The sequence below is a fragment of the Streptomyces sp. WG7 genome (assembly GCF_049975785.1).
Taxonomy (GTDB): domain Bacteria; phylum Actinomycetota; class Actinomycetes; order Streptomycetales; family Streptomycetaceae; genus Streptomyces.
In genome coordinates this window covers 58,651-70,953 of record NZ_JBNGGE010000007.1, presented here as the reverse complement: position 1 = coordinate 70,953, position 12,303 = coordinate 58,651, and the positions used below count along the sequence as shown (strand labels likewise).

14 protein-coding genes and 1 pseudogene are annotated in these 12,303 nt (G+C 71.7%); 9 read left to right on the top strand and 6 right to left on the bottom strand.

What is annotated here, in order from left to right:
- Nucleotides 1–25: 25 nt before the first annotated feature.
- Nucleotides 26–688 carry a class I SAM-dependent methyltransferase gene (locus ACP4J0_RS10200; RefSeq protein ID WP_426598307.1) on the bottom strand — a complete coding sequence of 221 codons (663 nt, stop codon included), beginning with the start codon at nt 686–688 and terminating at the stop codon, nt 26–28.
- A gap of 535 nt (nt 689–1,223) precedes the next feature.
- Between ACP4J0_RS10200 and rpsA the strand changes: the two genes are divergently transcribed.
- From rpsA to ACP4J0_RS10180, 4 genes are all read left to right on the top strand, one after another.
- Complete coding sequence (rpsA, locus tag ACP4J0_RS10195; RefSeq protein ID WP_426598306.1) at nt 1,224–2,735, top strand: 30S ribosomal protein S1; 1,512 nt, start codon at nt 1,224–1,226, stop codon at nt 2,733–2,735.
- A gap of 187 nt (nt 2,736–2,922) precedes the next feature.
- Nucleotides 2,923–3,861: a PAC2 family protein gene (locus ACP4J0_RS10190; protein WP_426598305.1), complete on the top strand. Its 939-nt coding sequence runs from the start codon at nt 2,923–2,925 to the stop codon at nt 3,859–3,861.
- 65 nt (nt 3,862–3,926) lie between these two features.
- The gene (gene coaE / locus ACP4J0_RS10185; protein WP_426598304.1) at nt 3,927–4,532 is read left to right on the top strand and encodes a dephospho-CoA kinase; all 606 of its coding nucleotides are present in this window, start codon (nt 3,927–3,929) and stop codon (nt 4,530–4,532) included.
- A 149-nt stretch (nt 4,533–4,681) separates the two neighbouring features.
- The gene (locus ACP4J0_RS10180) at nt 4,682–5,062 is read left to right on the top strand and encodes a tetratricopeptide repeat protein (RefSeq protein WP_426526142.1); all 381 of its coding nucleotides are present in this window, start codon (nt 4,682–4,684) and stop codon (nt 5,060–5,062) included.
- A 3-nt stretch (nt 5,063–5,065) separates the two neighbouring features.
- On the opposite strand, the gene ACP4J0_RS10175 is transcribed toward ACP4J0_RS10180, so the two are convergent.
- A complete protein-coding gene (locus ACP4J0_RS10175) occupies nt 5,066–5,383 on the bottom strand; it encodes a DUF6343 family protein (RefSeq protein WP_426598303.1) in 318 nt (105 codons plus the stop codon).
- Nucleotides 5,384–5,465: 82 nt separating this feature from the next.
- Here ACP4J0_RS10175 and ACP4J0_RS10170 point away from each other — a divergent pair, with 82 nt between their 5' ends.
- Both ACP4J0_RS10170 and ACP4J0_RS10165 read left to right on the top strand, forming a co-directional pair.
- Nucleotides 5,466–6,407: an acyltransferase domain-containing protein gene (locus ACP4J0_RS10170; RefSeq protein WP_426598302.1), complete on the top strand. Its 942-nt coding sequence runs from the start codon at nt 5,466–5,468 to the stop codon at nt 6,405–6,407.
- 21 nt (nt 6,408–6,428) lie between these two features.
- Nucleotides 6,429–6,557, top strand: a pseudogene (locus tag ACP4J0_RS10165) (SAM-dependent methyltransferase); the annotation flags it as partial.
- Nucleotides 6,558–6,703: 146 nt separating this feature from the next.
- Here the strand turns inward: ACP4J0_RS10165 and ACP4J0_RS10160 are convergent.
- Entirely contained in the window at nt 6,704–7,351 is a 648-nt protein-coding gene (locus ACP4J0_RS10160; protein WP_426598301.1) for an RNA-binding S4 domain-containing protein, read from the bottom strand.
- Between the two features lie 129 nt (nt 7,352–7,480).
- Nucleotides 7,481–7,891 (bottom strand): hypothetical protein, encoded by a 411-nt coding sequence (locus ACP4J0_RS10155; protein ID WP_426598300.1) that lies wholly within the window; start codon nt 7,889–7,891, stop codon nt 7,481–7,483.
- Between the two features lie 401 nt (nt 7,892–8,292).
- Between ACP4J0_RS10155 and ACP4J0_RS10150 the strand changes: the two genes are divergently transcribed.
- Nucleotides 8,293–9,018, top strand: coding sequence for a uracil-DNA glycosylase (locus ACP4J0_RS10150; RefSeq protein WP_426598299.1), 726 nt, complete (start codon nt 8,293–8,295; stop codon nt 9,016–9,018).
- 88 nt (nt 9,019–9,106) lie between these two features.
- Nucleotides 9,107–10,090 carry a prolyl aminopeptidase gene (pip, locus tag ACP4J0_RS10145; protein WP_426598298.1) on the top strand — a complete coding sequence of 328 codons (984 nt, stop codon included), beginning with the start codon at nt 9,107–9,109 and terminating at the stop codon, nt 10,088–10,090.
- A 46-nt stretch (nt 10,091–10,136) separates the two neighbouring features.
- Here the strand turns inward: pip and ACP4J0_RS10140 are convergent, their stop codons facing one another.
- Both ACP4J0_RS10140 and ACP4J0_RS10135 read right to left on the bottom strand, forming a co-directional pair.
- Nucleotides 10,137–10,604: an N-acetyltransferase family protein gene (locus ACP4J0_RS10140; RefSeq protein ID WP_426598297.1), complete on the bottom strand. Its 468-nt coding sequence runs from the start codon at nt 10,602–10,604 to the stop codon at nt 10,137–10,139.
- Nucleotides 10,601–11,014 (bottom strand): RidA family protein, encoded by a 414-nt coding sequence (locus ACP4J0_RS10135; RefSeq protein WP_426598296.1) that lies wholly within the window; start codon nt 11,012–11,014, stop codon nt 10,601–10,603. Before ACP4J0_RS10135 ends, ACP4J0_RS10140 begins: the two co-directional genes overlap by 4 nt.
- Nucleotides 11,015–11,166: 152 nt before the next feature.
- Between ACP4J0_RS10135 and ACP4J0_RS10130 the strand changes: the two genes are divergently transcribed.
- The gene (locus ACP4J0_RS10130; RefSeq protein WP_426598295.1) at nt 11,167–11,934 is read left to right on the top strand and encodes a nucleotidyltransferase domain-containing protein; all 768 of its coding nucleotides are present in this window, start codon (nt 11,167–11,169) and stop codon (nt 11,932–11,934) included.
- Nucleotides 11,935–12,303 lie beyond the last annotated feature (369 nt).

The window sequence follows — 12,303 nt, the reverse complement described above, 5'->3', positions numbered from 1 at the left end:
GCAAGCGGGCGTGGAATCAGTGCATTCAGTCGCGCTCGCACACGAAGATCGCCGTCCCCGGGATGAGATGCCCGCGCAGCGGTGACCAGCCGCCCCATTCGGAGGTGTTCCACTCCGGCCACTCCGGCTCCACCAGATCCACCAGCCGGAACCCCGACGTCACGACGTCCCGGACACGGTCGCCGAGCGTCCTGTGGTGCTCGACGTACACCGCGCGGCCCTCGTCGTCCTGCTCGACGTACGGCGTGCGGTCGAAGTAGGAGGCGGACACCGACAGTCCCTCCGGGCCCGGCTCGTCCGGGAAAGCCCAGCGCAGCGGGTGCGTGACGGAGAAGACGAAGCGGCCCCCGGGCCGCAGCACCCGGCGCACCTCCCGCAGCACCAGCCGCGGGTCGGCGACGAAGGGCAGCGCCCCGTACGCCGAGCACGCCAGGTCGAAGGAGCCGTCCGCGAAGGGCAGCGCGGACGCGTCGGCGCAGACCAGGGGGAAGGCACCGCCGATCCGCAGGGCGTGCTGGAGCTGGCGGTGGGAGAGGTCCAGGGCCACCGGCCGGGCACCCTGGACGGTCAGCCAGCGCGAGCACTGGGCGGCGCCGGCACCGATCTCGAGGACGTCCTTGCCCTTCAGGTCCTCCGGAGGGCCGAGCAGCTCGGCCTCCACCTCGTCCAGCCCTTCGGGACACCACACGAAGCGGTCGTCGCCGAGGAAGGTGCCGTGCTCGACCTGGTACTCGTCCGCGTTCCGGTCCCACCAGCCGCGGTTGGCGCGGGAGCTCTCCGTGACACCGGCGGCACGCCGGGTGGCCTCCGGTTCGGCTGCTGCGGCGTCGGACGCTTCGGGCTCTTGGATGACCGGCTCCTCGTACTTGTTCTGCTGACTCTTCTGCGCCGCCTGTCCCGCGTGTCACGCAAGGGACGTCCGGGGTTCGCGTGGCCTCGGGAGACGGCTTTTGTGCCGGGTATGCGACGATCCGCCCCGGGTGTGCGGCTTCGCGCATTGACCCTGCCCGGCTGCCCCCGTATGCTACAAGTTGCGCTGCGGGCCTGCGCACCTCAGACGTAGCAGGTCGCGCTCGCATCTGTTGTATGTCCCCTCGGTTCTCGAGGTGTCACCCCTGGTTTCGGTGACACTTCCTTGGCTGTCCGGCTTCTGCAGAGCGAAACGGGCTCCCGGCGTAAGCAGTACCTACGACTTCAATGTCCGTACCGGAGCCCTTTCCCACATGACGAGCAGCACCGAGACCACCGCCACCACCCCGCAGGTTGCGGTCAACGACATCGGTAACGAGGAAGCTTTCCTCGCCGCGATCGACGAAACGATCAAGTACTTCAACGACGGCGACATCGTCGACGGCGTCATCGTGAAGGTCGACCGGGACGAGGTCCTGCTCGACATCGGTTACAAGACCGAAGGTGTCATCCCGAGCCGCGAGCTCTCGATCAAGCACGACGTCGACCCCAACGAGGTCGTCGCCGTCGGTGACGAGATCGAGGCCCTTGTTCTCCAGAAGGAGGACAAGGAAGGCCGCCTGATCCTCTCGAAGAAGCGCGCCCAGTACGAGCGTGCCTGGGGCACCATCGAGAAGATCAAGGAAGAGGACGGCATCGTCACCGGTACCGTCATCGAGGTCGTCAAGGGTGGTCTCATCCTCGACATCGGCCTCCGCGGCTTCCTCCCGGCCTCCCTGGTCGAGATGCGCCGTGTCCGCGACCTCCAGCCCTACGTGGGCAAGGAGCTCGAGGCGAAGATCATCGAGCTGGACAAGAACCGCAACAACGTGGTCCTGTCCCGCCGTGCCTGGCTGGAGCAGACCCAGTCCGAGGTCCGCCAGACCTTCCTCACCACCCTCCAGAAGGGTCAGGTGCGGTCCGGCGTCGTCTCCTCGATCGTCAACTTCGGTGCCTTCGTGGACCTGGGTGGCGTCGACGGTCTGGTCCACGTCTCCGAGCTGTCCTGGAAGCACATCGACCACCCGTCCGAGGTTGTCGAGGTCGGCCAGGAGGTCACCGTCGAGGTCCTCGACGTCGACATGGACCGCGAGCGTGTCTCCCTGTCGCTGAAGGCGACCCAGGAAGACCCGTGGCAGCAGTTCGCCCGCACCCACCAGATCGGCCAGGTCGTGCCCGGCAAGGTCACGAAGCTGGTGCCGTTCGGTGCGTTCGTCCGCGTGGACGAGGGCATCGAGGGTCTGGTCCACATCTCCGAGCTGGCCGAGCGCCACGTGGAGATCCCGGAGCAGGTCGTCCAGGTCAACGACGAGATCTTCGTCAAGGTCATCGACATCGACCTCGAGCGTCGCCGCATCAGCCTCTCGCTGAAGCAGGCCAACGAGGCCTTCGGTGCCGACCCGTCGGCGGTCGAGTTCGACCCGACCCTGTACGGCATGGCCGCGTCGTACGACGACCAGGGCAACTACATCTACCCCGAGGGCTTCGACCCCGAGACCAACGACTGGCTCGAGGGCTACGAGACCCAGCGCGAGGCGTGGGAGACCCAGTACGCCGAGGCGCAGCAGCGCTTCGAGCAGCACCAGGCGCAGGTCATCAAGTCCCGCGAGGCGGACGAGAAGGCCGCTGCCGAGGGTGTCGACACCGCGGGTGCGGCTCCGGCCGCGTCCGGTGGTGGTGGCGGCGGCGGCTCGTACTCCTCCGAGGGCGGCGACAACTCCGGCGCCCTGGCGTCGGACGAGGCGCTGGCCGCGCTGCGCGAGAAGCTGGCCGGCGGCCAGAGCTGAACGCAGGCTGAGCAGCAGCTCACCATCGAGCGGTAGCTCGTGAACCGAGGGCCCGCACCCTTCCCGGGGTGCGGGCCCTCGGCGTGTCCACCCGCTCCGGCCTTCCGCCCGTTCGGCGCGCGGACGGGGAATGCCCGGGCCCGGGCCCTTGTTGTTGCGTACGAACACCAGGAGGGGAGCGGTCACTGTGCTTGATCCGCAGGGTTTGTACGCATGGGAGCCGAAGGGCTTGGCCGTCGTCGACATGGCACTCGCCCAGGAGTCGGCGGGGCTGGTCATGCTCTACCACTTCGACGGATACATCGACGCCGGCGAGACCGGCGACCAGATCGTCGACCAGGTCTTGGACTCGCTGCCCCACCAGGTCGTCGCACGCTTCGACCACGACCGGCTCGTGGACTACCGGGCACGCCGGCCGCTGCTGACCTTCAAGCAGGACTCCTGGACGGACTACGAGGAACCCACCATCGAGGTGCGGGTCGTCCAGGACGCCACCGGAGCGCCCTTCCTGCTGCTGTCGGGTCCCGAGCCGGACGTCGAGTGGGAGCGCTTCGCCGCGGCCGTACAGCAGATCGTCGAGCGGCTCGGCGTCCGCCTCGCGGTCAGCTTCCACGGCATCCCCATGGGCGTCCCGCACACCCGCCCCGTCGGCATCACCCCGCACGGCAACCGCACCGACCTCGTACCGGGCCACCGCAGCCCCTTCGAGGAGGCGCAGGTCCCCGGCAGCGCCGAGGCGCTCGTCGAGTACCGGCTCATGCAGGCCGGCCACGAGGTGCTGGGCATCGCCGCGCACGTGCCGCACTACATCGCCCGCTCCCCGTACCCGGACGCGGCGCTGACCGCCCTGGAGTCGATCACCGCCGCGACCGGCCTGGTCCTGCCGGGCATCGCGCACTCCCTGCGCACGGACGCCCACCGCACCCAGACGGAGATCGACCGGCAGGTCCAGCAGGGCGACGAGGAACTCACCGCCCTCGTGCAGGGCCTGGAGCACCAGTACGACGCCGCCGCGGGCGCCGAGACCCGCGGCAACATGCTCGCCGAGCCCGTCGAGATCCCGTCGGCGGACGAGATCGGCCGCGAGTTCGAACGATTCCTGGCGGAGCGGGAGGGCGACGGCTGACGCCGCTTCGTCGCCTCGCCGGCCGGCCGGACGGGCCGGCACCGGCAGGCCCTAAGCTTCCGCTCATGCTGAAGGTGGGCCTGACCGGCGGAATCGGCGCCGGCAAGAGCGAGGTGTCACGGCTGCTCGTCGAGCACGGCGCCGTACTGATCGACGCGGACCGGATCGCACGCGAGGTCGTCGCGCCGGGGACGCCCGGGCTCGCGGCGGTCGTGGAGGCGTTCGGCGAGGACGTCCTCGCCGAGGACGGCAGCCTGGACCGGCCGAGACTCGGCTCGATCGTGTTCGCCGACCCGGAGAAGCTGGCCTCGCTGAACTCGATCGTGCACCCCCTGGTCGGCGCCCGTTCCCGTGCCCTCGAGGAGGCCGCCTCCGCCGACGCCGTCGTCGTCCACGACGTCCCCCTGCTCACGGAGAACGGCCTGGCGCCGCAGTACGACGTCGTGGTCGTCGTGGACGCCGACCCCGCCACCCAGCTCGACCGACTCGTACGGCTGCGCGGCATGACCGAGCGGGACGCACGCGCGCGCATGGCCGCCCAGGCGACGCGCGAGCAGCGGCGGGAGATCGCGGACGTGGTCATCGACAACGACGTGCCACTGGACGAGCTGCGGGCCCGCGTGGAAGAGGTGTGGGCCGAACTGACCCGCCGGGCGCACGCAGCGCGCTGAGCGGCGCGGCCGGTCCGGGGGCTCACTCCGGTGGTCCTTGTGGTTCCGGCGGCTCTGCGGCTCCCGGGCGGCCCGGGGCTCCCGGTCGCCCCAGGAATAGCGGTCCCCGCGCGGGCGTTGATCCCCGTCAGTGAGGGAAGGACTCTGCCGTGCCCGAGACCAGCGGTTCGACCGGACGTACCCCGGAGACGGATGTCATCGACTTCCGCGCCGCCGAGCAACTGCTTGCGGCGCGGGATCCCCAAGGCGCGGTGAAACTGCTCGACGGGGTCATCGCCGCACATCCCGAGAGCACTGCCGCGCGGCTGCTGCGCGCGCGTGCCTTCTTCGCGGCGGCGCAACTGAGACCGGCCGAGCTGGAGTTCACGATCGTCCTGGAGCGGGAGCCGGACAACGCGTTCGCGCACTTCGCACTCGCCCGCACCTATGAGCGCCGTGGCTGCCACGACCAGGCCCGGCGCCACTTCCGGCTGGCGGCGGCTCTGGACCCGAATCCGGAGTACCTGGAGCAGGCGCGGTTCGACTCCTGAGGGTCAGCTCTTCGGAGGCCTGTACGGGGGCGTGTACGGAGGCCCGTACGTGGGTGGGTACGGCGGGCTGTGCGGCGGCCGGTACGGCGGGATGTCCGGGCCGGGCTGGTAGTGGGGGCCTTGGCGGAGGTGCCGGATGATCACGGTCAGGTCGACCGTGACGACGAGCCACAGCACTCCGCACGCGAGCGCCCATCCCAGCCGCCCGGTGAGCGCGAAGGCCGCCGTGCCGAAGATCGCCCAGACCAGGCCCCACACACTCAGCCAGAAACGCGCCCGCAGGGCACTGCGCGCGGTGGTCGGTTCACTGCCGGTACGCATCGGATCGCCACTCCTGTGGAAAACATACTCCGGGAGACGACGAGCGGGGAATGACGAGCGGGGAAAGAGGGGGGAAGCGACCGTGCCACCGGACGGACCAGCCCTGCCGGACGCCGACGGCCTGCCCGAGGTACTGCTCGACCTGGCGGTGCCGCACGAGGACATCAACACACTGGTGGGACTGAGCGGGGCGGTGGCGCACGACGCCGGAGTGACGAGGCTGCTGGAGGAGTGCGTCCTGGAACTGGTCCGGGATCTCGGGGACGTGGCCGGGGACGCCGGGAACCGGGAGGGCGTGCGGCGGTTCGGGGAGCGTCTGACCGAGGCGCCCCAGGCGCTGGGCGCGTACTTCGCCGCGTACGTGTTCGTCGCGGCGCTGCCGTACAGACGCGCGTACCACCAGGAGCGCGGCATTCCGGCCGAGGTCACCCGACACACCCTCGCCGACCTGGGACGGAACATGGCGAGCCACCGCAGGCGGCACGGCACGGGCGGGGTGCGGGCGCCGCAGTGGCTGGTGCACCACTTCCGGGGAGAGCTGTACCAACTGGGGCGGCTGCAGTTCGAGCGGGCCACGGTCGGGCAGCGCGCGGCACCGGTGCTGCGGGCGGCCGGGCTGGACGCGATGCCCGGTGAGGCCTGCCTGAACCTGCACATCCCGGACTACCGCGGCCCGCTGACGCCGGCCGCCTGCGACCGCTCGCTCACACTGGCCGGGGACTTCTTCCGACGGCACTTCCCCGAGGAGACCTATCGAGCCGCGATGTGCCAGTCCTGGCTCCTCGACCCTCAGCTGAAGAGGTACCTGGCCGCGGACTCCAACATCGTCCGGTTCCAGGAACGCTTCCGGGTGGCGTGCGAGGACACTGCGCCGGCCGACGAGGAACCCGTCCGTTTCGTCTTCGGGAACCCCTGCCTGCCGGCCGAGGCGCTGCCGCGGCGCACCTCGGTGGAGCGGGCCGTCGGGGACCACCTGCGGGCCGGCGGCCACTGGTACATCGGGCACGGCTGGTTTCCGTTCTGACGGCGGGTCTCCGTCCCATGGGTCTGGACACAGACCTTCCTGGCCCGGCCGCTGACCACGGAGCAGTTCGAGGAGGCACTGGGGGAGGAGGGGCTCGGGGTGGACCGGTATCTCACCGACGACGGGACCTGGGTGAGGGCGGTTCGCGTGCCCGGACAGCGGACCGGCGATGAGCTCCGGGCCGGCGAGTGGGCCGATTCCCGGACGGCATCAGCCCTGACGGCGTCACGCACCGCTCGACTCGGCTCGGCTCGGCTCAACTCAGATCCGATCAGGACTGATCAGATCAGATCTGATCAGGGCTTGGTCTCGGCGTCCCTCCGGGCGCGGCTCAGGCTTTCCAGTCCGCGCAGGCGTTCCAGCTCGCGGCGGTCGCGCTTGGTCGGGCGGCCGGCGCCGCGGTCGCGGATGCCGGCCGGGGCGACGGCCTCGCGGGGCGGGGGCGGCGGGGAGTTGTCGATGTAGCACTGCGCGGCGACCGGGGCACCGACGCGCTTGCGGATCAGCCGCTTCACGACGACGACGCGTTCCCTGCCCTCCTGCCGCAGACGCACCTCGTCGCCGACACGCAGTGAGTACGCGGGTTTCACACGCTCGCCGTTCACCCGGACATGGCCGCCTCGGCAGGCGGTCGAGCCGAGGGAGCGGGTCTTGAAGAGGCGGACGGCCCAGATCCAGCTGTCCACGCGGACGCTCTCGCCGTCCTTCGGCCCGGCCGCCTCGGCGGCGGCGATCGCGGCGGCGGTCTTGGGGTCCGGGCCCTGGGCGGCGGCAGCGGCGCCCTCGCCACCCGGGTCGGGCTGCTGCGCGGTGGCCTTCGCGCCGACCGTGCCGTCGGTCCTTCGGTCGGCCGTCGACCCGGCCGTCGCCCCGTGCGTCGTCCCGGTGGCGCCCTGCGGGGCGGCCGCCCCGCCGTTCCAGTCCTCGTCATGCTCGGAAGCCATGGCTCGACCTTAACCGCCCGGCCCGGCGAGAGGGGCCCCAGTTTCGGTGGGCCCGGCCGCGTCCGCCGGCCGGGGAACGACGAACCCCGGCGCGCGACGAACGCGCGGCGCCGGGGCTCGACGACAGGCTCAGTACCGCGTGGGGAACAGCTGGAGCTTGGCCTTGTTGCCGGAGACCGCCTTCACCCAGACCTTCAGGTTGTTGAACTTGACGGTGCCACCAGGGCTGGAGCTGCCGCTGAGACGCCCGTCGGCGGCCGACATCTTCACGGACCGGGAGCTGACACTCGTGATCTTCAACTTCCCGAACCCGAACGTGCGGCTGTCGACCTTGATGGTCCTGGGCGCCGACACGGTGATCTTGCAGCGCCCGTCGTAGCAGGGCCCGTTGGCGGCAGACGCCACCGGTGTCATGACGCCGAAGCCGAGTGTGCCCGCCATCGTCAGCGTCACGGCAGTCGTCGCGGCCCGCCGGCGCATACCGGCGGTACCGGCGGTGGTCACCAGGGTGGCGGCTGTCAGTCGACGGATAGGGTTCACGTCATTGTCCTTCGGTCGAGCGGAAACGGTACGGCGGGGGAGTTCCTGAGCCGTCGGAGCGCAGGCACGGCACCGGTGCGCTCGGAGCCGAGGCGGTCGGTGCCCCGCTGCACCGAGTCCAGCACCTGCCTGGTTGTTCAGTAACCTGCTCCGCCCCACTGAACAACTCGCGGCTGCCGCCCGGGGCAGGGGGCGGCGCCGACAGCGCGCGGTGACCACCCAGAGCGGTGGAGGACGGCACACGGTTCCCGCCCCGCCCCGTCGCGCGCGGTCCGGCGATCGGCCCGCAGCGGCCCGGCGGCTCAGTGACCCGGCGGCTCAGTGACCCGGCGGCTGAGTGGCCCGGTGGCTCGGTGGCCTCGCATCCCGACGTGTTCCGGGGACGGTTTTACGGTGGAAGCATGGACACCAGCGGGGACACCAGCGGCCTCTCCGTACTCGACCAGCGGATCGCGGGGTGCCGGGCCTGTCCGCGGCTGGTCGACTGGCGGGAGGAGGTGGCCCGCACCAAGCGGGCGGCCTTCGCCGACTGGACGTACTGGGGCAGGCCGGTACCGGGCTTCGGACCGCCGGACGCGCGTCTGCTGATCGTCGGACTCGCCCCGGCGGCCCACGGCGGCAACCGCACCGGCCGGATGTTCACCGGCGACCGTTCCGGAGACGTGCTGTACCGGGCGCTGTACGACGTGGGCCTCGCGTCCCAGCCCACCGCCGTCTGCGCCGACGACGGCCTCGAACTGTACGGCGTGCGCGTCACCTCGCCGGTGCACTGCGCGCCGCCCGCCAACAAGCCCACCCCCGCCGAGCGCGACACCTGTCGTCCCTGGCTCGTCCAGGAGCTGGGTCTGCTGCGGCCGACGCTGCGGGCCGTGGTGGTCCTCGGCGGGTTCGGCTGGCAGGCGGCGCTGCCCGCGTTCGCCGAGGCGGGCTGGCCGGTGCCCCGCCCCCGCCCAGCCTTCGCGCACGGCGGGCACGTCATGCTGGACGCCCCCGACGGGCCCGGCCTGCACCTCTTCGGCTGCTTCCATGTCAGCCAGCGCAACACGTTCACCGGCCGGCTCACCCCCGAGATGCTCCGGGAGGCGCTGCGCACGGCGGCCGAGGCGGCGGGGCTGCCCACCCGATGAAGAGCGGCGGGGCCGCCCACCCGGTAAGGGGGTTGCCCATCCGGTAAAGAGGATGAGCATCCCGGGCCGATGGCGCTACGGTGCCCCGATGGGCCTGTATCCGGAGATCGAACCGTACGACCACGGCATGCTCGACGTCGGAGACGGCAACCGTGTCCACTGGGAGACCTGCGGGAACCCGCACGGCAAGCCCGCGCTGGTGCTGCACGGTGGGCCGGGATCCCGCACGAGCCCGAACCTCAGACGGTACTTCGACCCGGCCGCCTACCGGATCGTGCTCCTCGACCAGCGCGGCGCCGGACGGTCGGTCCCCCGGGCGAGCGAGTACGACACCGACATGAGCGTCAACACGACCGCCCACCTCATGGCGGACCTGGAACGGTTGCGCGCCCACCTGGGCATCGAACGCTGGCTGGTGTGGGGCGTGTCGTGGGGGTCGGTACTGGGACTGCGGTACGCGCAGACCCACCCGGGGGTGGTGTCCGAGCTGGTGCTGACCGGGGTCGCGACCGGCTCCCACGCCGAAGTGGCCCTCATGACCCGAGGATTGGGGAAAATCTTCCCCGAGGCCCACGAGCGGTTCCTCGCCGAACTGCCCGCGGACGAACGCGACGGCAACCCGGCCGCCGCCTACAACCGGCTGCTGGAGTCGCCCGACGCCGAAGTCCGGGCCCGGGCCGCCCGTGCCTGGACCGACTGGGAGACGGCGGTGATCCCCGCGCCGCCGCGCTCGGTCGCCCGGTTCGAGGACCCGGAGTTCCGCATGGGCTTCGCACGTACCGTCACGCACTACTGGGGCAACGACCACTTCCTCGGCGACGGCGACGGCGACGGCGACGGCAACGACGAGGGCGTGGTCCTCAGGGACGTGCACCTGCTGAAGGGCATCCCCGGCACCCTGGTGCAGGGCAGCCTCGACTTCGGCAACCTCCTGGGCGTCGTCTGGCGGCTCCACCACGCCTGGCCGGACAGCGAACTGGTGATCGTGGACGAGGCCGGACACGACGCCGGAGCGATCGGTGACGACGTACTGGTGGCGGCGACGGACAGGTACGCGCGCGCAGGCGCCTGACGGGCCGTGGGGCGCGTCCGGCCCGCCCGGCCCCCCAATCCGCGCCCTACGGCCGCCACACGTACCGCACGTCCGGCTCCCGTTCCTCGTTCCCGGCGCCGTCCGTCCACTCCACGGCCGTGAACCCGTGCCGTTCGTAGAAGCGGTGCGCGGGCGCGTTGACCTGGAAGGTCCACAGCGAAAGCCCGTCCGGCCTGCGTTCCTTGGCCAGTGCGACGAACCGGTCCCCGATCCCGCGCCCGCGCCAGTCCGGCGCGAGATACAACTGCGACAGCTCCCCCTCCTCCAGCACCATCACGCCGACGACATCACGGCCGGCGGCCTCCGCCACCCATGTCTCGCGCAGCGGGACCAACACGTGACGGAAGTAGTGCTGAACCTCGTCGTCGGTGCGGGGCCGGACCACGGTGGGCAGCGCGGCGGTGAAGGAACGCAGCCAGACGCCGGCCGCCGCACGGGCGTCGGCGCCGTCCGCCCGCCGCAGGACGACCGGTTCGCTTCCCTCCCGGCTCACGGACGTGTCTCCTCCGGCACGACCGCGGTCGCCGTGATCTCCACCAGCTGCCCCGGATACCCGAGGCAGTTCACCCCGAGCAGCGTCGAGGAGTGCGGGCCGGTACTGAGCCCGGACGCCTCGACGACGTCCCAGACGGCGGACAGGTCGGCGGTCTCACCACTCACCACGTACACATCGGTCGAGAGCACGTGCCTCAGCTCGCTCCCGACGGCGCGCAACTGCTCGGTGAGGTTCGCGATCACCTGCTCGGCCTGACGGACCGGGTCGCCCTCCCCGACCAGCTTCCCCTCCGCGTCGAGTGGAACCGAGCCGGCCAGGAAGGCGAGCCTCGTCCCGGCCTCGACGACGGAGGCGTGGGAGTAGGTGGGCGGCGGAAACAGGCCGGGCACGGTGACGCGCTGGATCACGTGGGCTCCTGAGACGGTCCGGAGAACGGGCGATTTCCCGATCGTCCGTTCTCCGGACCGCCTCCGCATCCGAATTTCCCTCGCGGCCCGCGACCGGGCCGCCTAGGCTTCCGGCGTCCGTCACGCCGCCCCACCGCCAGGAGCCCGAAGCAGTGCCCACCCTCACGGACCAGGCCTTCCTCGACACGACAGCCGACCGGCTCGCCGCCCTCCCCTCCGTCCGGGCGGTCACCCTCGGCGGCTCCCGGGCCCAGGGCACCCACGGGCCCGACAGCGACTGGGACCTGGCGGTCTACTACCGGGGAGCCTTCGACCCGGACGACGTCCGCGCCCTCGGCTGGGCCGGGGAGGTCTCCGACATCGGCGCCTGGGGCGGCGGCGTCTTCAACGGCGGCGCCTGGCTGACGATCGACGAACGCCGGGTAGACCTGCACTACCGCGACCTCGACGTGGTCGAGCACGAGGTGGCGGAGGCAGAGGCGGGACGCTTCGCCGTCGAGCCGCTGATGTTCCACCTGGCGGGCATCCCGACGTACCTGGTCGTAGCGGAGCTGGCGATCAACGAGGTGCTGCGCGGCGAACTTCCCCGCCCCGCCTACCCGCAGGCCCTCCGTACCACCGCCCCCGAGCACTGGTACGGAGCGGCCACCGCCACCCTCGCCTACGCCAAGGCGGGCCACGCCCCCAAGGGCGCCCTCACCCAGGTCGCCGGCGCGATCGCCCTCGCCGCGACCCAGACGGCGCACGCGGTACTGGCGGCCCGCGGGGAGTGGGTCACCAACGAGAAGGGGCTGGTCGAGCGGGCCGGGCTGGGCGGGATCGACGAGCTGCTGGCGGACCTGACACCCCGGCCGGACGCCCTGGCGCGGTCGGTGACGCGTGCCGGGACGCTGCTCCGCGGGGCCATGGAGGAAGGCTGACGTCGCGGGGAGGAAGAGGCCGATGGCCAGTGCGTCGCGGGACGCGTGGCGGCGACGCACAGCGGGGAGCCGGCCCGTCGCGGTTCCCGGCGGTGACGCGGCGCGCCAGTGTCCCGCAGCTGGGTCACCGCCGTACGCGGACCAGCGGCACATCGGCCACGTCCGCCGCCGTGTACCTCCGCACGGGCAACGGCGTCCCAGGACCAAGACGACCCCACGCGAGTCGTCGGCCCTCGTCGAGAAGGTGCTGTCGGATGTGACACCCCGGCCCGGGCGCCGACCGTGCGGAGCCGCCGCGCGGAGCAGCCGCTCCGGCCCCCGCGTCACGGCTCACCGTCACACCACCCGGACCCGCCCGTTCTTCCCGCG